The 21,411-nt window shown below is 62.7% G+C and carries 17 protein-coding genes and 3 pseudogenes; 8 read left to right on the top strand and 12 right to left on the bottom strand.

Features of this window, described 5'->3' with window-relative positions; genetic code table 11:
- The first annotated feature begins 226 nt into the window (after positions 1-226).
- The 3 genes and pseudogenes from purL to JFV30_RS32965 form a co-directional block, all read left to right on the top strand.
- A complete protein-coding gene (gene purL / locus JFV30_RS01750; protein WP_201121959.1) occupies positions 227-4,123 on the top strand; it encodes a phosphoribosylformylglycinamidine synthase in 3,897 nt (1,298 codons plus the stop codon).
- A 4-nt stretch (positions 4,124-4,127) separates the two neighbouring features.
- Positions 4,128-4,439, top strand: a complete 312-nt coding sequence (locus JFV30_RS01745) for a hypothetical protein (RefSeq protein WP_063032975.1) — start codon at positions 4,128-4,130, stop codon at positions 4,437-4,439.
- 111 nt (positions 4,440-4,550) lie between these two features.
- A pseudogene (locus JFV30_RS32965) lies at positions 4,551-4,732 on the top strand (DUF6124 family protein); the annotation flags it as partial.
- Positions 4,733-4,920: 188 nt separating this feature from the next.
- Here JFV30_RS32965 and JFV30_RS01740 read toward each other — a convergent pair.
- The 9 genes and pseudogenes from JFV30_RS01740 to JFV30_RS01700 form a co-directional block, all read right to left on the bottom strand.
- Positions 4,921-5,103, bottom strand: a pseudogene (locus tag JFV30_RS01740) (PTS N-acetyl-D-glucosamine transporter); the annotation flags it as partial.
- A gap of 224 nt (positions 5,104-5,327) precedes the next feature.
- Positions 5,328-5,510: pseudogene (locus JFV30_RS01735) on the bottom strand (PTS N-acetyl-D-glucosamine transporter); the annotation flags it as partial.
- A gap of 205 nt (positions 5,511-5,715) precedes the next feature.
- On the bottom strand, positions 5,716-7,374 hold the full coding sequence (gene nagE / locus JFV30_RS01730) for an N-acetylglucosamine-specific PTS transporter subunit IIBC (protein WP_207201819.1): 1,659 nt from the start codon (positions 7,372-7,374) through the stop codon (positions 5,716-5,718).
- 74 nt (positions 7,375-7,448) lie between these two features.
- Positions 7,449-9,956 carry a phosphoenolpyruvate--protein phosphotransferase gene (ptsP, locus tag JFV30_RS01725; protein WP_201121618.1) on the bottom strand — a complete coding sequence of 836 codons (2,508 nt, stop codon included), beginning with the start codon at positions 9,954-9,956 and terminating at the stop codon, positions 7,449-7,451.
- A gap of 36 nt (positions 9,957-9,992) precedes the next feature.
- Positions 9,993-11,015, bottom strand: a complete 1,023-nt coding sequence (locus JFV30_RS01720) for an SIS domain-containing protein (protein ID WP_201121617.1) — start codon at positions 11,013-11,015, stop codon at positions 9,993-9,995.
- A complete protein-coding gene (gene nagA / locus JFV30_RS01715; RefSeq protein WP_201121616.1) occupies positions 10,996-12,102 on the bottom strand; it encodes an N-acetylglucosamine-6-phosphate deacetylase in 1,107 nt (368 codons plus the stop codon). The genes JFV30_RS01720 and nagA overlap by 20 nt, the downstream gene beginning before the upstream one ends.
- A 10-nt stretch (positions 12,103-12,112) precedes the next feature.
- Positions 12,113-12,871, bottom strand: coding sequence for a GntR family transcriptional regulator (locus tag JFV30_RS01710; protein WP_010176837.1), 759 nt, complete (start codon positions 12,869-12,871; stop codon positions 12,113-12,115).
- A gap of 263 nt (positions 12,872-13,134) precedes the next feature.
- Positions 13,135-13,638 carry a L,D-transpeptidase family protein gene (locus JFV30_RS01705; protein WP_010176835.1) on the bottom strand — a complete coding sequence of 168 codons (504 nt, stop codon included), beginning with the start codon at positions 13,636-13,638 and terminating at the stop codon, positions 13,135-13,137.
- A gap of 43 nt (positions 13,639-13,681) precedes the next feature.
- Entirely contained in the window at positions 13,682-14,230 is a 549-nt protein-coding gene (locus tag JFV30_RS01700; protein WP_003209606.1) for an NUDIX hydrolase, read from the bottom strand.
- Between the two features lie 146 nt (positions 14,231-14,376).
- On the opposite strand from JFV30_RS01700, the gene JFV30_RS01695 reads away from it, so the two are divergent.
- The 5 genes from JFV30_RS01695 (at position 14,377) to purT (ending at position 17,577) form a co-directional block, all read left to right on the top strand.
- Positions 14,377-14,979: a CoA pyrophosphatase gene (locus JFV30_RS01695; protein WP_010176834.1), complete on the top strand. Its 603-nt coding sequence runs from the start codon at positions 14,377-14,379 to the stop codon at positions 14,977-14,979.
- Positions 14,980-15,018: 39 nt separating this feature from the next.
- Entirely contained in the window at positions 15,019-15,543 is a 525-nt protein-coding gene (locus JFV30_RS01690) for a gamma carbonic anhydrase family protein (RefSeq protein WP_201121615.1), read from the top strand.
- Positions 15,540-15,755, top strand: coding sequence for a DUF1289 domain-containing protein (locus JFV30_RS01685; protein WP_087695119.1), 216 nt, complete (start codon positions 15,540-15,542; stop codon positions 15,753-15,755). Before JFV30_RS01690 ends, JFV30_RS01685 begins: the two co-directional genes overlap by 4 nt.
- A gap of 102 nt (positions 15,756-15,857) precedes the next feature.
- The gene (locus JFV30_RS01680; RefSeq protein ID WP_003209599.1) at positions 15,858-16,325 is read left to right on the top strand and encodes a hypothetical protein; all 468 of its coding nucleotides are present in this window, start codon (positions 15,858-15,860) and stop codon (positions 16,323-16,325) included.
- 70 nt (positions 16,326-16,395) lie between these two features.
- Positions 16,396-17,577, top strand: coding sequence for a formate-dependent phosphoribosylglycinamide formyltransferase (gene purT / locus JFV30_RS01675; RefSeq protein WP_177083579.1), 1,182 nt, complete (start codon positions 16,396-16,398; stop codon positions 17,575-17,577).
- A 94-nt stretch (positions 17,578-17,671) separates the two neighbouring features.
- Here the strand turns inward: purT and JFV30_RS01670 are convergent, their stop codons facing one another.
- From JFV30_RS01670 to JFV30_RS01660, 3 genes are all read right to left on the bottom strand, one after another.
- On the bottom strand, positions 17,672-18,982 hold the full coding sequence (locus JFV30_RS01670; RefSeq protein ID WP_201121614.1) for an MFS transporter: 1,311 nt from the start codon (positions 18,980-18,982) through the stop codon (positions 17,672-17,674).
- Between the two features lie 222 nt (positions 18,983-19,204).
- Positions 19,205-20,443, bottom strand: a complete 1,239-nt coding sequence (locus JFV30_RS01665) for a transporter associated domain-containing protein (RefSeq protein WP_201121613.1) — start codon at positions 20,441-20,443, stop codon at positions 19,205-19,207.
- Positions 20,444-20,455: 12 nt separating this feature from the next.
- Complete coding sequence (locus JFV30_RS01660; RefSeq protein ID WP_010176828.1) at positions 20,456-21,268, bottom strand: cytochrome C assembly family protein; 813 nt, start codon at positions 21,266-21,268, stop codon at positions 20,456-20,458.
- Between the last annotated feature and the right edge of the window lie 143 nt (positions 21,269-21,411).

The following is a 21,411-nucleotide window of genomic DNA, read 5'->3' as shown; positions in this document are numbered from 1 at the left end:
AGCGCCCGTAAACCTTGGCTGCAGCCCGCAGAAACGGGGCTTGGCAGCCGATTGTGACGGTTAAAATAACTGCCCGGAACAGCGGGTATGGCCATCTGATATCGTGCGATTTATGCCAACTGACGTCCGGCTGCGGCCACTGGTGCCGTTTCGGGTGCCGTTGGCGACGGTTTACGCTAGAATGCACGGCCTCAAAGCACACCCCCTTCCCGAGGCTGTCCCGAAGATGTTGATCCTGCGCGGCGCTCCTGCCCTTTCTGCCTTTCGCCACAGCAAACTCCTTGAGCAACTGAGCCAGAAGGTACCTTCTGTCAGTGGCTTGTATGCTGAATTTGCTCACTTCGCCGACGTTAACGGCGTTTTGACCGCCGACGAACAGCAAGTGCTGGCGCGCCTTCTGAAGTACGGTCCCAGCGTTCCTGTTCAAGAGCCTAACGGCCGCTTGTTCCTGGTCCTGCCACGGTTCGGCACCATCTCGCCCTGGTCGAGCAAGGCCAGCGACATCGCCCGCAACTGCGGCCTGGAAAAAATCAAGCGTCTGGAGCGCGGGATCGCCTTCTATGTAGCAGGCCAGTTCAGCGACGCCGAGGCCGAGCTGATCGCCAGCAGCCTGCACGACCGCATGACTCAGATCATCAAAGGCCAGCTGGAACAGGCCGCCGGTCTGTTCAGCCACGCCGAGCCAAAGCCGCTGACCGCGATTGACGTGCTCGGTGGTGGTCGCGCCGCGCTGGAAACGGCCAACACCGAACTGGGCCTGGCCCTCGCCGAAGACGAAATTGACTACCTGGTCAACGCCTTCATCGGCCTGAAGCGCAACCCGCACGACATCGAACTGATGATGTTCGCCCAGGCGAACTCCGAGCACTGCCGTCACAAGATCTTCAACGCCAGTTGGGACATCGACGGCCAGAGCCAGGAAAAAAGCCTGTTCGGCATGATCAAGAACACCTACGTGATGCACAGCGAAGGCGTTCTGTCGGCTTATAAAGACAACGCCTCGGTGATCGTCGGCAGCGTGGCTGGCCGCTTCTTCCCGGACCCTGAAACCCGCCAGTACGGCGCGGTGCAGGAGCCGGTGCACATCCTGATGAAAGTCGAGACTCACAACCACCCGACCGCGATTGCTCCGTTCCCGGGCGCAGCCACCGGTTCCGGCGGCGAGATTCGCGACGAAGGTGCAACCGGTCGTGGCGCCAAGCCAAAGGCCGGCCTCACTGGCTTCACCGTATCCAACCTGCAGATCCCGGGCTTCGAACAGCCGTGGGAAGTGCCGTACGGCAAGCCTGAGCGCATCGTCACCGCGCTGGACATCATGATCGAAGGCCCGCTGGGCGGCGCTGCGTTCAACAACGAATTCGGGCGTCCGGCCCTGACCGGTTACTTCCGTACCTTCGAACAATCCATCACCACCCCGCGTGGCGATGAAGTGCGCGGTTACCACAAGCCGATCATGTTGGCCGGCGGCATGGGCAACATCCGCGCCGAACACGTACAGAAAGGCGAGATTCTGGTCGGCTCCAAGCTGATCGTCCTCGGCGGCCCGGCCATGTTGATCGGCCTGGGCGGCGGCGCCGCTTCCTCCATGGCCACCGGCACCAGTTCGGCAGACCTGGACTTCGCGTCCGTACAGCGTGAAAACCCTGAAATGGAGCGCCGTTGCCAGGAAGTCATCGACCGTTGCTGGCAGTTGGGTGACAAGAACCCGATCAGCTTCATCCACGACGTGGGCGCGGGCGGTCTGTCCAACGCCTTCCCTGAGCTGGTCAACGATGGCGACCGTGGCGGCCGCTTCGAACTGCGCAACATTCCAAACGACGAGCCGGGCATGGCCCCGCACGAAATCTGGAGCAACGAATCCCAGGAACGCTATGTGTTGGCGGTGGGTCCTGCGGACTTCGAACGCTTCCAGGCGATCTGCGAACGCGAGCGCTGCCCGTTTGCCGTGGTCGGCGAAGCCACTGCCGAGCCGCAACTGACGGTCACCGACAGCCACTTCGGCAACAGCCCGGTAGACATGCCGCTGGAAGTGCTGCTGGGCAAGGCCCCACGCATGCACCGTTCGGCCGTGCGTGAAAACGAACTGGGCGACGATTTCGATCCGTCCACCCTGGCCATCGCCGACTGCGTGGAGCGCGTCCTGCACCACCCGGCCGTTGCCAGCAAAAGCTTCCTGATCACCATTGGCGACCGCACCATTACCGGTCTGGTTGCCCGTGATCAAATGGTCGGCCCGTGGCAGGTTCCGGTGGCAGACGTTGCCGTCACCGCCACCAGCTTCGACGTCTACACCGGTGAAGCCATGGCCATGGGCGAGCGCACTCCGCTGGCCCTGCTGGACGCTCCGGCGTCGGGCCGCATGGCTATTGGCGAAACCCTGACCAACATCGCCGCGTCGCGCATCGCCAAGATCTCCGACATCAAGCTGTCGGCCAACTGGATGTCCGCTGCCGGCCACCCGGGTGAAGATGCGCGCCTGTACGACACCGTGAAAGCAGTCGGCATGGAGCTGTGCCCTGAGCTGGGCATCACCATTCCGGTGGGCAAGGACTCCATGTCCATGGCCACGCGCTGGAACGATGAAGGCGTGGACAAGAGCGTTACCTCGCCGCTGTCGCTGATCGTTACCGGCTTTGCGCCAGTGACCGACATTCGCCAGACCCTGACCCCGCAACTGCGCATGGACAAGGGCACCACCGACCTGATCCTGATCGACCTCGGTCGCGGCCAGAACCGCATGGGCGCCTCGATCCTCGCCCAGGTGCACGGCAAGCTCGGCAAGCAGGCTCCGGACGTCGACGACGCCGAAGACCTGAAAGCCTTCTTCGCGGTGATCCAGGGCCTGAACGCCGACGGTCACCTGTTGGCGTACCACGACCGTTCCGACGGTGGTTTGCTGACCAGCGCCGTGGAAATGGCCTTCGCCGGTCACTGCGGCCTGAGCCTGAACCTCGATGGCCTGGCGGAAACCTCTGCCGACATCGCCGCGATCCTGTTCAACGAAGAACTGGGCGCCGTGATCCAGGTTCGCCAGGACGCAACGCCGGACGTACTCGCACAATTCAGCGCCGCTGGCCTGGGCGACTGCGTGGCCGTAGTGGGCCAGCCGATCAACAACGGTGAAATCAACATCGTCTTCAACGGCGAAACCGTGTTTGAAGGCCAGCGCCGCTTGCTGCAACGCCAGTGGGCCGAGACCAGCTACCAGATCCAGCGCCTGCGTGACAACGCCGACTGCGCCGAGCAGGAGTTCGACGTGATCCTGGAAGAAGACAACCCGGGCCTGAGCACCAAGCTCAGCTTCGACGTCAACCAGGACATCGCCGCGTCTTACATCAAGAAAGGCATCCGCCCACAAGTGGCGGTGCTGCGTGAGCAGGGCGTCAACGGTCAGGTGGAAATGGCGGCAGCGTTCGATCGTGCCGGCTTCAATGCGATCGACGTGCACATGAGCGACATCCTCGCCGGTCGCGTTGACCTCAATGAGTTCAAAGGCCTGGTTGCCTGCGGCGGTTTCTCCTACGGCGACGTATTGGGTGCCGGTGAAGGCTGGGCCAAATCGGCCCTGTTCAACAGCCGTGCCCGCGACGCGTTCCAGGGCTTCTTCGAGCGTAACGACAGCTTCACCCTGGGTGTGTGCAACGGTTGCCAGATGATGTCCAACCTCAGCGAACTGATCCCGGGCAGCGAGTTCTGGCCGCACTTCGTGCGTAACCGTTCCGAGCAGTTCGAAGCCCGTGTGGCGATGGTGCAGGTGCAGGAATCCAACTCGATCTTCCTGCAGGGCATGGCCGGTTCGCGCATGCCGATCGCCATTGCCCACGGTGAAGGCCATGCCGAGTTCTCCAGCGAAGAAGCACTGCTGGAAGCCGACCTGTCCGGTACCGTGGCCCTGCGTTTCGTCGACAACCACGGCAAGGTCACCGAAGGCTACCCGGCCAACCCGAACGGCTCGCCGCGCGGGATCACCGGCCTCACCAGCCGCGACGGTCGCGTCACCATCATGATGCCGCACCCGGAGCGCGTATTCCGCGCCGTGCAGAACTCGTGGCGCCCGGAAGAGTGGAACGAAGACGGCGCGTGGATGCGCATGTTCCGTAACGCTCGCGTGTGGGTGAACTAAGACGGTGTACAAACTCGCCTTCTTTGTGCCCGACAGCCATGTGGAGACGGTGAAAACTGCGGTCTTCGCAGCCGGCGGCGGGCGCATCGGCCACTACGACAGCTGCGCCTGGCAAGTGCTGGGCCAGGGCCAATTCCGCGCGATGGACGGCAGCCAGCCGTTTATCGGGCAGGTGGGCCAGGTTGAAGTGGTTGAGGAATGGAAGGTTGAGCTGGTGGTGGCGGATGAGTTGATCGTGGCTGTGGTGGCTGCGTTGAAACTGAGCCATCCGTACGAGACACCGGCTTATGAGGTGTGGCAGTTGGCGGATTTTTGATTCGTCGGCTGCAAAACAGGAAACCCGCTGGGCCAGTTTGGTCAGCGGGTTTTTTGTTGGCTGTGAGGGCCCTATCGCGGGCAAGCCCGGCTCCCACATTTGACTGCGCGGCTGGCCAACGCCTCTCAGGATTTGGCCTCCGTGCAGGCGCTGACGGTTCATCTGGCGTTTGAAGTCGACGGTTCTCACCGTGATGTGGCGCTGGGGATTTGTCGGGTGCTGGAGGGATTCAGTTGATGGTGGATCGGACGCTGGACTTGTATGAGTTGCCTGAACAGGCGGACCCAGCTTAGAAACATTTCTTCCCTATAGGCAGTAACCCTGTGGTGAGCGGGCTTGCCCCGCGCTGGGCTGCGCAGCGGCCCTGAAACCTGCCACAGGGTTCTATCTGAAAAAATGCGGCGTTCTTATTGGGGCTGCTGCGCAGCCCAGCGCGGGGCAAGCCCGCTCACCACAAGCAAGCCCGCTCACTACAATTTTGCTAAGCGCCGGTTACGGCTTCGCGGCCACTGACCAGCCGTTCCAGTGCCTCACCCAACCCCGACGCCTTGTCACCAATCAGCAAGTGCCACACACCGCTCTCAAGTTGACTCACGCTCTGGCAACCCAGTGCCGTCAGTTGGGACTCGGACAGCACCGAACCATCCCCCAATTCCACCCGAACAGGCGGATCCGGTTTAGAAACATTTCTTCCCTATAGGCAATCACCCTGTGGTGAGCGGGCTTGCCCCGCGCTGGGCTGCGCAGCGGCCCTGAAACCTGCCACAGGGTTCTATCTGAAAAAATGCGGCGTTCTTATTGGGGCTGCTGCGCAGCCCAGCGCGGGGCAAGCCCGCTCACCACAAGCAAGCTCGCTCACCACACGCAAGCCCGCTCACCACAATTTTGCTAGGCGCCGGTTACGGCTTCGCGGCCGCTGACCAACCGTTCCAGTGCCTCACCCAAGCCCGACGCCTTGTCACCAATCAGCAAGTGCCACACACCGCTCTCAAGTTGACTCACGCCCTGGCAACCCAGTGCCGTCAGTTGGGACTCGGACAGCACCGAACCATCCCCCAACTCCACCCGAACAGGCGGATCCGGTTTAGAAACATTTCTTCCCTATAGGCAGTAACCCTGTGGTGAGCGGGCTTGCCCCGCGCTGGGCTGCGCAGCGGCCCTAAAACCTGCCGCAGGGTTCTATCTGAAAAAATGCGGCGTTCTTATTGGGGCTGCTGCGCAGCCCAGCGCGGGGCAAGCCCGCTCACCACAAGCAAGCCCGCTCACTACAATTTTGCTAGGCGCCGGTTACGGCTTCGCGGCCACTGACCAACCGTTCCAGTGCCTCACCCAACCCCGACGCCTTGTCACCAATCAGCAAGTGCCAAACACCGCTCTCAAGTTGACTCACGCCCTGGCAACCCAGCGCCGTCAGTTGGGCTTCCGACAAAACCGAACCATCCCCCAATTCCACCCGCAACCGCGTCATCGCCACCGCGTCCAGTTGCAGCACATTGGCCCGACCGCCCAGCGCGCTCAGCCATTTCTCGGCCTCGTGCACATTCACCGGCGTGCTCTTCTCAACCGGCGCAGCAGCGACCGGCGTTACCCCAACATACGAAGGCATCGCCAACCGAATCTCATCGGCAATGCTGTCCGCCATCGGCCCGACCACCACCTGCAAACTCCCGCCATTACCCGGCCGAACCACAGCCATGGCGCCCAGCGCTTTCAAATCGGCATCCACCGCCTTGTTGCGGTCCACCATGTCCAACCGCAGGCGCGTCGTGCAGGCACCCACACTGAGCAAATTCTCCGCACCACCCAGCGCCCGAATATAAGCCCCGGCCCGCTGGTTATCGGTCATGGCCTCAGCCTGTACGACCTGAATATCCTCACGCCCCGGCGTCTTCAAATTGAAGCGGCGGATGCAGTAATTGAACACGCTGTAGTAGATCACCGCGTACGCGAGCCCAACCGGGAATACCAGCCAGCCGTTGGTTGACTTGCCCCAACCCAGCACCATGTCGATAAACCCGCCGGAGAAGGTAAAGCCCAGGTGGATGTTGAGCATGTTGGTGATCGCCATCGACAACCCGGTCAACAGCGCATGTACCAGGTACAGGAACGGCGCGAGGAACATGAACGCGAATTCGATCGGCTCGGTCACGCCGGTGAGGAACGAGGTCAGCGCCATCGACAGGAAAATCCCGCCCATGATCTTGCGCCGTTCCGGCAGTGCGTTGCGATACATCGCCAGGCAGGCGGCGGGCAGGCCGAACAGCATGACCGGGAACATGCCGGTCATGAACTGGCCGCCTTTGGGGTCGCCGGCAAAGTAGCGGGTCAGGTCGCCGGTCACCACCGCGCCTGTCGTCGGGTCGGTAAAGGTACCGAACACAAACCACGCCATGTTGTTGAGGATATGGTGCAAGCCGGTGACGATCAGCAGGCGGTTGAACACGCCGAACACGAACGCGCCGAAGCTGCCGCTTTCCATCAGCAGCACGCCGAAGCTGTTGATTCCTTGCTGCACCGGTGGCCAGATCAAACCAAAGATCACCCCCAGCGCGACTGCCGAAAACCCGGTGACGATCGGCACAAACCGTCGCCCCCCAAAGAACGCCAGGTACTCCGGCAGCTTGATGTCCTTGAAGCGGTTATACAGCGCGCCGGCCATCAAGCCGCTGGCGATGCCCGCGAGCATGCCCATGTTGATGCTGGCGTCCATCACCTTGAGGGTGGAGACCATCACCAGGTAACCAATGGCCCCCGCCAGGCCCGCCGTGCCGTTGTTGTCGCGGGCAAAACCCACGGCAATCCCGATGGCGAAGATCAGCGCCAGGTTGGCGAAGATCGCCTGCCCGGCGTCGTGCATCACCGCGATGTTCAGCAAGTCGGTGTCGCCCAGTCGCAGCAGGAGGCCGGCGATCGGCAAAATCGCGATCGGCAGCATCAGCGCACGGCCCAGGCGTTGCAGCCCTTCGATAAAATATTGGTACACGGCGTGTCTCCCTATTCTTGTTGTTTTCAGCTCAGCGGCCAGTGGTGTTGACAGGCTTGGCGAACGGCTTTGGCGCTGCTCAGGTTAAGCAGGCTTTGGCTCAGTTGCCGGCATTGGGCTGCGTCCAGGTGGCGGACACGGTCCTTGATTTCTCCGATTTGCGGCGGGCTCACGGACAGCTCGCTGATGCCCAGGCCGATCAGCACCGGCGTGGCCAGCGGGTCGGACGCAAGCGCACCGCAAACACCGACCCAGCGGCCATGTTTGGCGGCGCCGGTGCAGGTCTGGGCGATCAGCCGCAGCAGCGCCGGGTGCAGGGCGTCGACCCGGGCGGCGAGGCCGGCGTGGTCGCGGTCCATGGCCAGGGTGTATTGGGACAGGTCATTGGTGCCGATGGACAAGAAGTCCGCGTGCTCGGCCAGTTGTTCGGCCATCAGCGCGGCGGCGGGCACTTCGATCATCACGCCCAGCTCCGGGCGTTGGGTCAGTTCCAGCTCGGTGCACAACTCATCGAGGCGCTGGCGGATCTGCAGCAGTTCGTCGACTTCGCTGACCATTGGCAGCAGGATCCGGCAACGCTCCAGTGGCGAGACTTGCAGCAGGGCGCGCAGTTGCTGGTCCAGCAGTTCCGGGCGCACCTGGGCCATGCGAATGCCCCGCAGGCCCAGCACCGGATTGGTCTCGAACGGCAGCGGCAGGTAGTCGAGCTGCTTGTCGCCGCCCACATCGATGGTGCGGATGATTACGGACTTGTCGCCCATGGCGTCCAGCACGGCTTGATAGGCCTGACGTTGCTCTTGCTCGTCGGGCGCAGTGCGGCGATCGACGAAGAGGAATTCAGTGCGCAGCAGGCCGACGCCATCGGCGCCGTTCTCAAAGGCCAATTGGGCTTCGGCGCTGGAGGCAACGTTCGCGGCCACTTCAATCCGCACGCCATCCTGGGTGCTGGCGGTGCCTTGGGCGTTGGCGTGTTGCTGCTGGCGGCGCAGTTTTTGTGCGTCGCGCAACTGGTGGACCTGGGCATGGCGCGCGTCATCCGGCGTCAGTTCCAGCCGGCCATTGGCGGCATCCAGCACCACACGCTGGCCTTGAGGCACATCAAGCAATTCAGTGCCCAGCGCAACCACACACGGCAAGCCTTTGCCTCGCGCCAGAATCGCCACGTGAGAGGTTGCACCGCCTTCAGCCATGCAGATACCCGCCGCGTGTTGTTGGCTCAGTTGCAGCAGATCCGAGGGGGTCAATTCATGGGCCGAGACGATCGCGCCGGCCGGTAATTCGAAATGCCAGGCCTCGCCCAACAGCGCCCGCAGCACGCGTTGTTGCAAGTCCCGCAGGTCGTTGGCGCGTTCGGCGAACAGCGGTTTGCCGAGGGCCAGCAGCACCGCGCACTGGGCCTGGATCGCGTCGCGCCAGGCGTGAGTGGCAGCGCTGCCGTGTTCGATGGCGGCGGTGGCGGCCTCCAGCAGCGTCGGGTCTTCCAGCAGCGCCAGGTGGGCAGCGAAGATTTCTTCTTCCTCCACATCCTTGCGCTGGCGGGCCTGGTCCAGGGTGTGGCGGATTTCACCGCGCACGTGTTCCAGGGCGGTGTCCAGGTGCTGCAGTTGCTCATCCGGGACGTTATTGCCCAAGTCTGCCGGCAGCTCGATTCCGTTCAGACGGAACAGCGGGCCGCAGACCAGGCCGGGCGCGGCGCAGACGCCTTGCAGTACACCGGCTTCGGTATTTGCACGGCGCGGGGCAATGACCACTGGCGCGTGATGTTCTTCGCCAACTGCCACCGACAGCGCGGCGACCAGTGCTTGCAGCGCCGCTTCACAATCCTTGCCCCGGCAGGTGACCTGCACCTCGTCCTGCTCGCCAATCCCCAATCCCATCAAGCCGATCAAACTGTCGCACGAGGCCGTCTTGCCGGCGAAGTGCAGCTGCGACTGGCTGCTGAATGCCTGCGCCGTCTTGCGGACCAAGGCAGCAGGGCGCGCATGCAGGCCGCCACGGTGGGTGATGCGAATCGTCGCGCTGGCTTCGGTGACCGACTCATCAATTACCTTCGCCGCCCCGGCCAACCGCGCAACCACGTGCAGCAGCGGCTCGCCGACCTTTACCGTCTTCAAGGTGATCGGCCGCAGCTCAAACAACTCGCTGTTGGTCAGGATGATCAGGCTGACCAGGCTTTTGCACTGGCGCGCGATCAGGTCCAGGTCAAACTGCACCAGCGCCTGGCCCTTGCTGACCCGCGCGCCTTGCTTGACCAGCAGCGCAAACCCTTCGCCATTCAGTTCCACCGTGTCGATGCCCACGTGCATCAGCAACTCAGCGCCGTTATCCGCACGAATGGTCAGCGCATGCCCGGTGCGGGCGACATGGATGATCACCCCATCGCACGGCGCATGCAGGCAATCGTTGAGCGGGTCGATGGCAATGCCGTCGCCCATGGCGCCACTGGCGAACACTTCGTCGGGAACGTTGCCCAGGGTCAGCACCGGCCCACTGAGGGGAGCGCTGAGGGTGAGGTCTTTATTGTTGTTGGACATGGGCACGGTACTCATCAGGAAAACGCTGCAATCAACTCAGTGGGTACGGGTCACTTTGCTCAAGTGACGCGGTTGGTCCGGGTCCATGCCTCGGGCCTCTGCCAAACCGGCTGCCATCACATAGAAGCTCTGGATCGCCAGGATCGGGTCCAATGCCGGGTGTTCGGCGCGGCTCAGGGTCAGGTCGCGTTCGGCGATGTCGTCGGGGGCGGCCAGCAGCACGCGGGCACCGCGCTGGCGCATGTCGGCGGCCAGGCTCAGCAGGCCGGCTTGTTCAGCACCGCGCGGGGCAAAGACCAGCAGCGGGTAGTTGTCATCGATCAGGGCCATCGGCCCGTGGCGCACTTCGGCGCTGCTGAAGGCTTCGGCCTGGATCGCCGAGGTTTCCTTGAGCTTGAGCGCCGCTTCCTGGGCGATGGCAAAACCGGCACCGCGGCCGATCACCATCAGTTGCTGGCAGTCGCGCAGGGCGTTGATGGCCACGCTCCAGTCTTGTTTGGCGGCTTCACGCAAACCGTCGGGCAAGGCCTTGCAGGCCTGGAGCAACTCGTCTTCCTGGTTCCAGTGGCCGATCAATTGGGCGCTGGCACTCAGGGTGGCGATAAAGCTTTTGGTGGCGGCAACGCTGCGTTCCGGCCCGGCGCACAGCGGCACGTGGAATTCGCAGGCGGCTTCCAGCGGTGAGTCTTCGGCGTTGACCATCGAGATGCTCAAGGCGCCACGTTTGCGCAACAGGCGCAGGCTGTTGACCAGGTCCGGGCTTTGCCCCGACTGTGAGAAGCCGAACGCCACTTGCCCGCTGACTTTGAGCGGCGATTGCAGCATGGTCACCACCGACATCGGCAACGACGCCACCGGAATCCCCAGGTGCTGCATGGTCAGGTAGGCGAAGTAGCTGGCGGCGTGGTCCGAGCTGCCGCGGGCGATGGTCATCACTACTTGCGGCGGCTGGCGTCGCAGGCGGCCGGCGACTTCCACCAGCAACGGGTCCAGGCGCTGCAGTTGAGCCTCGACGGCCTCACAGGAGGCCAGGGCCTCTTCAAGCATTTTTGAAGTCAATGGTTTCTCCTTCGACCATTACGTCGGTGAGGTTCAGGGAGCGGTCCAGGCGCACGCAGTCGGCAAAGCTGCCGGGTTGCAGGCGACCGCGTTCTTCGAGGCCCAGGTAGTCCGCAGGAAATTGCGACAGGCGTTGTGAGGCTTCGCTGATCGGCAGGCCGATCTTCACCAGGTTGCGCAGCGCCTGGTCCATGGTCAGGGTGCTGCCGGCCAGCGTTCCATCGGCCAGGCGTACGCCGCCCAGGCACTTGGTCACGGTATGGCTGCCCAGCTTGTATTCACCGTCGGGCATGCCGGCGGCGGCGGTGGAATCGGTGACGCAGTACAGGCACGGTATCGAACGCAAGGCCACGCGCATGGCGCCGGGGTGCACGTGCAACAGGTCGGGAATCAGTTCGGCGTATTGGGCGTGGGCCAGCGCCGCGCCGACGATGCCGGGCTCGCGGTGATGCAGCGGGCTCATGGCGTTGTACAAGTGGGTGAAGCTGGTGGCGCCGGCGGCGAGGGCGGCGACGCCTTCCTCGTAGCTGCCCAGGGTGTGACCGATCTGCATGCGCACGCCGCGTTCGCTGAGGGCGCGGATCAGGCCGTCGTGGCCGGCGATTTCCGGGGCAATGGTGATCACCCGGATCGGCGCCAGGCGCAGGTATTCTTCGACTTCGGCCATCAACGCGGTGTGGGCGAAGTTAGGTTGTGCGCCGAGTTTTCCCGGATTGATGTAGGGGCCTTCCAGGTGCACGCCGAGCACGCGGGCGGTGCCGGTCGGGCGGCTTTCGCAGTAAGTGCCGATTTCGCCGAGCACGCGGGAAATTTCGTCCACCGGCGCGGTCATGGTGGTGGCCAGCAGGGAGGTGGTACCAAATCGTACGTGGGTGCGGGTAATGGTCTGAAAGGCGTCGCTGCCTTCCATGATGTCTTTGCCGCCACCGCCGTGTACGTGCAGGTCGATAAAGCCTGGCAGCAGGTACGGCAGGTCGTTGTCAGCCGGGTCGCACGGGCTGCCTTCAACGGCAGTCACCTTGCCGTGCTGGTGCACCAGGCGGCCGCGAATCCAGCCGCTGGGCGTGAGGATGTTGTCTTCGGACATGGGCAGTTCTCTAAATTCGCAGTTCAGCGGAATAGTCGTGGCGGCGCAGTTCTGCGACGAAGTCGTAGTAGTCGTTGCGGCAATAGGTGTCGGTGATTTCAATCGGGGTGTTGTCGGCGGTGTAGCCCACCCGGGTCATCAGCAGCATGGCGGTGCCGGGGGCGATGCCCACCAGGGCCGCGAACTCGTCCGAGGCGTTGATTGCCTGGATGTGTTGCAGGGCGCGCACGATGGGCTTGCCGATGCTTTCCAGGTATTCGTAGAGCGAATTGCCGATGGCCTGCGGGTGCGGGAGGACAGAGGCGGGCATGGCGGTCATTTCAATCGCCATCACCGTGTCGTCGGCCTTACGTAAACGCTTGAGGCGCGCGACCTTGTCGCTGGGCGACAGGCCCAGGCGGATCAATTCTTCATGGGTCGGCGGGGTGATCTCGCGCTCCAGCCACTGGGAAGTCGGCACAAACCCCTTGAGCCGGAGCATTTCGCTGAAGCCCGAGAGGCGCGACAGCGGCTGTTCCAGGCGTGGCGTGATAAAGGTTCCGGAGCCTTGGCTGCGACGGATCAGGCCTTGTTCGAACAGCACTTCCAGCGCCTTGCGGGCTGTGACTCGGGAAATGCTCAGTTGCTCGCTGAGGGCACGTTCCGAAGGCAATGCCTGCTCGGATTTCCATTGGCCGGCATGAATCGCGGCTTCCAGGTTGCGGGCCAGTTGCAGGTACAGCGGCGTCGATTGTTTGTCGTCGGGGCGCAGGGTCAGGATGGGGTTCATCGTGTCGGTTTCCGATGCGGTTATTGGAGTGTTGTCGCCCGGTAGTGATCGAAAGCTAATACCACTTAAATACCATGTCAATGCAGCGAAAACGGTGCAGGCGAGTGTTTGCGGGCGCCTTAATAGTGCGCCAGATCAAGTGGTATTAGAGAGGTCTTTCTTGTGGGCAGAAGCACGCAGCTTGCCGGGGTGAACTGGTATTCACCGGCAAGCGCTGCGCGAGGCAGGAATTTTTTTCGAATTATTTTACGGGCGGCGGGAAATTACGGACGAATCTCGATCATGGTGCCGTCCTTGACCAGGTTCCAGACCTCGCGCATGTCGACATTGCGCATGCCGATGCAGCCGTCGGTCCAGTCCAGGGTGTGGAACAGCTCTTCGGGGTAGTCCTCGGCGTCGGGGGTGCCGTGGATCATGATCATGCTGCCGGGTTTTACCCCTTCGCGGCGGGCGCGGGCGGAGTCGCTGATGTTGGGGTAGGAGATGTGCATGGCCAGGTTGAAGCGGTCGCTGGTCTTGCGCCAGTCGATCCAGTAGAAGCCTTCCGGGGTTCGACGGTCGCCTTCCATCAGCTTGGTGCCCTTGGGGTTTTTGCCCAGGGAAATGCGATAGGTCTTGAGGGGCTTGCCGTCGTTGATCAGTTGCAACTGATGGGCGGACTTGAGCACCAGGATTTTCTCGACGGGTTTGCCGCCCAGGATCAGTTGGGTGGAGGCTGGCGACAGCGTGGCAAACGACAGGCAGATCAGAGCAAGCAACCAACGCATTAAAACGGTATCCCCTGAGAAGACTACGTGCCGCCTGGAGTTGTTATTTGGCCAATTGGGTCAGTGGCGGCACCGACTCGCTGCGCACCGGATACGACTGTTGCCGGCGGTCAGCAAAAAAGCATTCTAAGGTACGCCCGACCGTGCGGAAAGCCAGCTCTGACCAAGGGATGTCGGCTTCATCGAATAAGCGCACTTCGAGGCTTTCGGGGCCTGCGGCAAAGTCCAGGTCGATCAGCTCGGCGCGGTAGAAGATGTGCACCTGACTGATGTGCGGCACGTCGATCAGGGTATAGATGCTCAGGTTGCGCACCCGGGCGCAGGCTTCTTCCAGGGTTTCGCGCATGGCGGCCTGCTCGACGGTCTCGCCGTTCTCCATGAAGCCGGCGGGCAGGGTCCAGAAACCCAGGCGCGGCTCGATGGCGCGGCGGCACAGCAACACTTGATCGCCCCATACCGGCACGGTGCCCGCGACGATATTGGGGTTCTGATAGTGAATGGTCTGACAGTGATCGCAGACATAACGCAGGCGTGCGTCGCCTTCGGGAATGCGCTGGGTGACCGGTTTACCGCACTGGCTGCAGAAGTTCATGCTGGGGTTCCTGGAGAGTGCGCCTATCTTGGCGTGACCGGGTATGGGCTGCAAGTTGTCGTTTAGCGACATGGCCAGGGTTTTGGGGTTGGGCGTGCGCAAGGTTTGGTGCATGATGCAAGGTAGCCAACAGACCGAGATGACTCATGCTGGACGAGCTACTTCGCCGGGTAAGCAATCATACGCCCCACACGCTGGAGACCGACGGTCGTTTCCCGGAAGCGGCGGTACTGGTGCCGATCACCCGCAGTGACGAACCCGAGCTGATCCTGACCTTGCGCGCCAGCGGGTTATCCACCCATGGCGGCGAAGTGGCGTTCCCTGGCGGGCGCCGCGACCCCGACGATCCCGACCTGATATTCACCGCGCTACGTGAAGCCGAAGAAGAAATCGGCCTGCCGCCAGGGCTGGTGGAAGTCATCGGCCCGTTGAGCCCGTTGATTTCCCTGCACGGTATCCGTGTCACGCCTTATGTAGGCGTTATTCCTGATTACGTTGAATACCTGGCGAATGACGCCGAGATCGCGGCTGTTTTCAGCGTGCCCCTGGAGTTTTTTCGCCAGGACCCGCGCGAACATACCCACCGTATCGATTACCAGGGCCGCAGTTGGTACGTGCCCAGTTATCGGTTTGGCGAATACAAGATCTGGGGCCTGACGGCGATCATGATTGTCGAGCTGATCAATCTGCTCTATGACGATGCCGACATCAGCCTGCATCGACCGCCGAAAAGCTTCATCAATACCTAAGAGCCAGATGGCCATCGTTTCCGCCGTGAGGAACCACCTATGAAATACCGCCTGGGCGACGCCCGAGTCGAAACCCATCCCGACAGTTGGGTGGCCCCCAATGCCACGCTGGTGGGCAAGGTCAAGCTGGAGGAGGGCGCCAACGTCTGGTTCAACGCGGTGTTGCGCGGCGACAACGAGCTGATCCTGATCGGCAAGAACAGCAACGTGCAGGACGGCAGCGTGATGCACACCGACATGGGCTACCCGCTGACCCTGGGCACCGGTGTGACCATCGGCCATAACGCCATGCTGCATGGCTGCACCGTCGACGATTACAGCCTGATCGGCATCAATGCGGTCATCCTCAACGGGGCGAAGATCGGCAAGCACTGCATCATCGGCGCCAATTCGCTGATTGGCGAAGGCAAGGAAATTCCCGACGGTTCGCTGGTGATGGGCTCGCCGGGCAAGGTGGTGCGGGAACTGACTGACGTGCAGAAGAAGATGCTTGAGGCCAGCGCTGCGCACTATGTGCATAACGCCCGGCGTTATGCCCGTGACCTGGCTGAGCAGGAAGAATGAACCCGGTGGAACGCCCCGTCGCCTCGCCCTGCGTGAGCATTTGTGCGCTGGATGACGACGATATTTGCACCGGTTGCCAGCGCACGGTGGATGAAATCACCCGCTGGAGCCGCATGGACAACGCCGAGCGCCGGGTGGTGCTGGGGTTGTGCCATGAGCGGGCGAAGGCGAGTGGGCTGGTGTGGATGATTCCCGGTAAATCCGGCGCCTGATCGCTAGAGGGCTGCACTTAATGTGGTGAGGGAGCAAGCTCCCTCGCCACATTGATGGGTTGTGCAGTACCCTGTGGCCCTTGTTCACAGGTCCCTCGCCCCATGTTCTTCCTGATTGCCTACATCAGCAGTGTCGTGCTGATCAACTTTGCCTTTTCCACCGCCCCGCACCTGGACGTCATCTGGTCTGCCTGGGGCGGCTTGGTGTTTGTATTGCGGGACATGGTGCAAACCCGCTTCGGCCATGGCGCGATCATCGCCATGCTGGCGGCGCTGGTGCTGTCCTACATCACGTCCGATCCATCCATCGCCCTGGCCAGCGCCACGGCGTTTGCGGTGTCGGAGTGCATCGACTGGCTGGTGTTCAGCATCACCAAGCGTCCGCTCCACGATCGCCTGTGGATAAGTTCGGCGCTGAGCATTCCCCTCGATACCTTTATCTTTTTCGGCCTGATCGGCGCGCTGACGCCTGCGGTGGCGGGCACTGCGCTGGTCTCGAAGTTCGCCGGCGTTACCGTGGTATGGCTGGCCATGGCCTGGCGTTTGCGCCGGCAGCGCGTCGCCAACTGAAGCCAATCTTTACAGTTCATGTAAAATGCCGGCCTTTCTCCACCATGATCCGCTCCCCTGAGGACCTGAGATGACCCGAATCGGAACTCCATTGTCGCCAACCGCGACCCGCGTAATGCTGTGTGGCTGCGGTGAGCTGGGCAAGGAAGTGGTAATCGAACTGCAACGCCTGGGCGTTGAAGTGATTGCCGTGGATCGCTACGCCAACGCGCCGGCCATGCAGGTTGCGCACCGTAGCCACGTGATCAATATGCTCGATGGCGCCGCCCTGCGTGCCGTGATCGAAGCTGAAAAGCCGCACTTCATCGTGCCGGAAATCGAAGCGATCGCCACCGCGACCCTGGTTGAGCTGGAAGCCGAAGGCTTCACCGTGATCCCGACCGCCCGCGCGACGTTGTTGACCATGAACCGCGAAGGCATCCGTCGCCTGGCCGCCGAAGAGCTGGACCTGCCGACCTCGCCGTACCACTTCGCTGACACCTTCGAGGACTACAGCAAGGCCGTCACCGACCTGGGCTTCCCGTGTGTGGTCAAGCCGGTGATGAGTTCGTCGGGCAAGGGTCAGAGCCTGCTGCGCAGCGCTGATGACGTGCGCAAAGCCTGGGACTACGCCCAGGAAGGCGGCCGTGCCGGCAAGGGGCGCGTGATCATCGAAGGCTTTATCGACTTCGACTACGAAATCACCCTGCTGACCGTGCGCCACATCGGCGGCACCACCTTCTGTGCGCCTGTCGGCCACCGTCAGGAGAAGGGCGACTACCAGGAATCCTGGCAGCCACAGGCCATGAGCCCGATTGCCCTGGCCGAATCCGAGCGTGTTGCCAAAGCGGTGACCGAGGCCTTGGGTGGCCGTGGTCTGTTTGGCGTTGAGCTGTTCATCAAAGGCGATCAAGTGTGGTTCAGCGAAGTCTCGCCACGCCCGCATGACACCGGCCTGGTGACCCTGATTTCCCAGGACTTGTCGCAGTTTGCCCTGCATGCACGGGCAATTCTCGGCCTGCCGATCCCGTTGATCCGTCAGTTCGGGCCGTCGGCCTCGGCGGTCATCCTGGTGGAAGGGCAGTCGACCCAGACAGCGTTTGCCAACCTGGGTGCAGCCTTGAGCGAGCCGGATACGGCGTTGCGCCTGTTTGGCAAGCCGGAAGTGAACGGTCAGCGCCGCATGGGCGTGGCACTGGCACGGGATGAGTCGATTGAGGCTGCCCGGGCTAAAGCCACTCGTGCGTCGAAGGCAGTTGTTGTAGAGCTGTAACCGAGGCGCGCCCTTCGCGAGCAAGCCCGCTCCCACATTTTGATTTGTGAATACATTCAAATGTGGGAGGGGGCTTGCTCCCGAAAGCGGCCTATCAGGCGACCCTGTTCAAATCGTTATGGCGCGTCTCTTTCAGGCACAACACAGCAATCAAGCTGATGACCGCTGCCGCCGACACATACCCGCCGACATAACTCAAACCGCCCATCGCCACCAGCTTGGTCGCGAAGAACGGTGCCGCCGACGCACCCACGATCCCACCCAGGTTATACGCCGCCGAAGCGCCGGTATAACGCACGCGGGTCGGGAACAGTTCAGGCAGCATCGCGCCCATCGGGGCAAACGTCACGCCCATCAAAAACAGCTCCAGCGCCAGGAACAATGCGACGGCCCAGGTTGAACCGTGGGTCAGCAACGGTTCCATGGTGAAGCCGGAGAGGATGGTCAGGATCGCCCCCACAATCAGCACCGGCTTACGCCCGTAACGGTCGCTTGCCCACGCCGCCAGTGGCGTCGCCGCACCCATGAACAGCACCGCGAAGCACAGCAACCCGAGGAAGGTTTCACGGCTATAGCCCAGCGTGGACACACCGTAGCTCAAGGAAAACGCGGTGGTGATATAGAACAGCGCATAACACACCACCATCGACGCCGCGCCCAGCAGCACCGGCAGCCAGTGCTGGCTGAACAGCTCCACCAGCGGCACCTTCACCGGCGCTTCTTTGGCCACGGCATTCGCGAACACCGGCGTTTCATGCAGTTTGAGCCGCGCATACAGGCCCACCATCACCAGTGCCGCGCTGAGGATGAACGGAATGCGCCAACCCCAGCTACGGAACTGCTCGTCGCTCAGGCTCATGGCCAGGATCAGGAACAGCCCGTTGGCCGCCAGAAAGCCAATCGACGGCCCCAGTTGCGGGAACATGCCGAACCAGGCGCGTTTGCCCTTCGGTGCGTTCTCGGTGGCCAGCAATGCTGCGCCGCCCCATTCGCCGCCTAGCCCGAGGCCTTGGCCAAAACGCAGCACGCAGAGCAGGATCGGCGCCCACGCCCCGATGCTGTCGTACCCGGGGAGCAAGCCGATCAGGGTGGTGCACACGCCCATCAGCAGCAGGGACGCAACCAGTGTGGACTTGCGGCCGATCCGGTCGCCAAAGTGGCCGAACAGCGCCGAACCCAGCGGCCGCGCGATAAACGCGATACCGAAGGTCAGGAACGAAGCCAGCATCTGCGCCGTGCCGGAGGTTTGCGGGAAGAACACCGGGCCGATCACCAGCGCCGCGGCGGTCGCGTAGATATAGAAGTCGTAGAACTCGATGGCGGTGCCGATGATGCTCGCGGTGGCGACCCGGGCCGTCGAATTGGTCGGGGCAGCGGTCGCCGCCTCGTTATAGGTGGTGCTCATGGAGGTATCCCTGACGGTCATTGCGCGTTTGGACGCGGATTATTATTGGTCGAACACCCATGGATCAGGGGTGTGCGCGGGGCGGCTCGGGATGGGAGCAAACACCGGTCAGACACGGTAAAGCGGTGCCTGGACACGCTCAGTGCGGGTAGCACGCGGTCGGGCGGGGCTTGGGTAAGCCGCCCCGATTATAGGAAGGGGTTTGCGGATCCAACAAGGGGCTTAAGCGGCGACCGGCACCGTGCTGGTGTGCCAGATCAGCACCTTGGCCACGCGGTTGTCCTCGGTTTCGAGGATTTCCAGGCGATAGCGGCCGATTTTCAGGCACACGGCGCAATCCGGGATGGTTTCCAGCGCTTCGGTCACCAGGCCGTTGAGGGTCTTGGGCCCGTCGCTGGGCAGGTGCCAGCCGAGGGTTTTGTTCAAGTCACGGATTGAGGCGGCGCCGTCGATCACGTAGCGACCATCCAGTTGCGGCTGGATGTGGGGGTTGTCGAGGTGGTGCTCGCTTTCGAATTCACCGACGATTTCTTCAAGAATGTCTTCCAGGGTCACGATGCCCAGCACTTCGCCGTATTCATCCACCACCATGCCCAGGCGGCGCTGTTGCTTGTGGAAGTTCAGCAATTGCAACTGCAGCGGCGTGCTTTCCGGGACGAAGTAGGGCTCGTGGCAGGCCGCCAGCAGCGCTTCCTTGGTCAGGCTGGCGTCGGGCAGCAGGTGGCGAATCTGCCGCGTGTTGAGCACGGCTTCGACCTGGTTGATATCGCTGTGGAATACCGGCAACCGGGTGCGCGTGGAAACCCGCAGTTGCTCGATGATTTCCTCGACCGGATCATCCAGGTTGATGCCGTCCACTTCGCTGCGGGGCACCAGGATGTCGTTGACGGTGATGTTGTCCAGCGCATGGATGCCTGGCATGCCGGGCGCGCGGCTATTGGGGATTTCGGCTTCCGGCTCGTCGTCCTGGTCCGGCTGTGGCTCGTCGCTCTTCTTGACCACGCCGGCCTTGCGGGCGAACGGGCGCAGCAGCATCAGGCTGACGCCGTTGAGCAGCCAGGCCAGCGGGTAAAGGATTTTCAGCGGCACGCTCAGCAGAGTGTTGCCAAAGCCGAGGATGGTTTGCGGGTGGCGAGTGGCCAAGGCGCGGGGCAGGTAGTCGGCCAGCACCAACAGGACGGCACTGGAGATCACCCAGCCGAGCCACGGGCCGTTTTCCGCCCAGGCGTAGATCGCCAGCAAGGTGCAGAGAATCACCACCACCGCACGGCACAGGGTGTTGCACAGGATCAGGCTGTTGCGCGGGAAATTCAGGCGGGCGGCGGCTTTGTCACCCTGGCGGGTGCCGGGGCGCAGGGCCAGCAAATGTTGCTGGGCGGCTTCGATGGCGGTAAACAGCGCCGACCATAAAACCAGCAAGGCTACTACCGCAAGCATCGGCCCCAGGGGCAAGTTGTCCATGTCGGCTGCCCGTCAGATATGCAGGATGTATTCGCGAACCAGCTTGCTGCCGAAATAGGCCAGCATCAGCAGGCAGAAACCGGCCAGGGTCCAGCGGATCGCCTTGTGCCCGCGCCAGCCGAGGCGGTTGCGGCCCCACAGCAGCACGCTGAACACCACCCAGGCCAGGCACGCCAGCAGGGTTTTGTGCACCAGGTGCTGGGCGAACAGGTTCTCGACGAACAGCCAGCCGGAAATCAGCGACAGCGACAACAACGTCCAGCCGGCCCAGAGGAAGCCAAACAACAGGCTTTCCATGGTTTGCAGCGGCGGGAAGTTCTTGATCAGCCCGGACGGGTGCTTGTGCTTGAGCTGGTGGTCTTGCAACAGCAGCAGCAAGGCCTGGAACACCGCGATGGTGAACATGCCGTAGGCGAGGATCGACAGCAGGATGTGGGCGAGGATGCCCGGCTCTTCGTCAATGACCTGCACGGTGCCGGTCGGGGTGAATTGCGCCAGCAGCACCGTCAGCATGCCGAGGGGGAACAACAGCACCAGCAGGTTCTCCACCGGGATCCGGTAGCAGGCCATCAGGGTCAGCGCGATCACGGCGGCGGCGATCAGGCTGGCGGCGCTGAAGAAATCCAGGCCCAGGCCCACCGGCGTCATCAAATGCGTGAACAGGCTGGCGGCGTGAGCCAGCAGGGCGAGAACGCCAAGGCCTACCAACAGGCGTTTGTCGGCCTTGGCGCCTTGGGCCAGACGAGTGCCCTGATAGAGGGTCGCAGCGGCATACAAGATGGCGGCGGCGAGGCTGGGTAGCAAACTGGGTGACAAAGGGAGCATAAATCCTGTTAAGCAGGCCCGAAAGGCGCTGAGTTTGGCATACACCTGCGTAACACGAAAGACTCTCAGGCCAGACAGCGGGTGTGCATGGCGGCAGTCTTCGCTATAATCCGCGACCTGCCCACGCCGCAGGCTCGCCGAGC

It is taken from the genome of Pseudomonas sp. TH32 (genome assembly GCF_016650855.1).
Classification (GTDB): domain Bacteria; phylum Pseudomonadota; class Gammaproteobacteria; order Pseudomonadales; family Pseudomonadaceae; genus Aquipseudomonas.
The sequence above is the reverse complement of the archived record's forward strand: the minus strand, read 5'-3'. Positions and strand labels throughout refer to the sequence as shown.

What these genes read in the sequence shown, in the direction of transcription:
- JFV30_RS01670 (WP_201121614.1), bottom strand. Translation starts at nt 18,982, where the DNA reads ATGAGCACCACCTATAACGAGGCGGCGACCGCTGCCCCGACCAATTCG.
- JFV30_RS01695 (WP_010176834.1), top strand. Translation starts at nt 14,377, where the DNA reads ATGCTGGACGAGCTACTTCGCCGGGTAAGCAATCATACGCCCCACACG.
- purL (WP_201121959.1), top strand. Translation starts at nt 227, where the DNA reads ATGTTGATCCTGCGCGGCGCTCCTGCCCTTTCTGCCTTTCGCCACAGC.
- JFV30_RS01660 (WP_010176828.1), bottom strand. Translation starts at nt 21,268, where the DNA reads ATGCTCCCTTTGTCACCCAGTTTGCTACCCAGCCTCGCCGCCGCCATC.
- JFV30_RS01665 (WP_201121613.1), bottom strand. Translation starts at nt 20,443, where the DNA reads ATGGACAACTTGCCCCTGGGGCCGATGCTTGCGGTAGTAGCCTTGCTG.
- JFV30_RS01680 (WP_003209599.1), top strand. Translation starts at nt 15,858, where the DNA reads ATGTTCTTCCTGATTGCCTACATCAGCAGTGTCGTGCTGATCAACTTT.
- purT (WP_177083579.1), top strand. Translation starts at nt 16,396, where the DNA reads ATGACCCGAATCGGAACTCCATTGTCGCCAACCGCGACCCGCGTAATG.
- JFV30_RS01700 (WP_003209606.1), bottom strand. Translation starts at nt 14,230, where the DNA reads ATGAACTTCTGCAGCCAGTGCGGTAAACCGGTCACCCAGCGCATTCCC.
- JFV30_RS01690 (WP_201121615.1), top strand. Translation starts at nt 15,019, where the DNA reads ATGAAATACCGCCTGGGCGACGCCCGAGTCGAAACCCATCCCGACAGT.
- JFV30_RS01705 (WP_010176835.1), bottom strand. Translation starts at nt 13,638, where the DNA reads ATGCGTTGGTTGCTTGCTCTGATCTGCCTGTCGTTTGCCACGCTGTCG.
- nagE (WP_207201819.1), bottom strand. Translation starts at nt 7,374, where the DNA reads ATGCTGCCGATCGCGATTTTGCCGATCGCCGGCCTCCTGCTGCGACTG.
- nagA (WP_201121616.1), bottom strand. Translation starts at nt 12,102, where the DNA reads ATGTCCGAAGACAACATCCTCACGCCCAGCGGCTGGATTCGCGGCCGC.
- JFV30_RS01685 (WP_087695119.1), top strand. Translation starts at nt 15,540, where the DNA reads ATGAACCCGGTGGAACGCCCCGTCGCCTCGCCCTGCGTGAGCATTTGT.
- JFV30_RS01710 (WP_010176837.1), bottom strand. Translation starts at nt 12,871, where the DNA reads ATGAACCCCATCCTGACCCTGCGCCCCGACGACAAACAATCGACGCCG.
- ptsP (WP_201121618.1), bottom strand. Translation starts at nt 9,956, where the DNA reads ATGTCCAACAACAATAAAGACCTCACCCTCAGCGCTCCCCTCAGTGGG.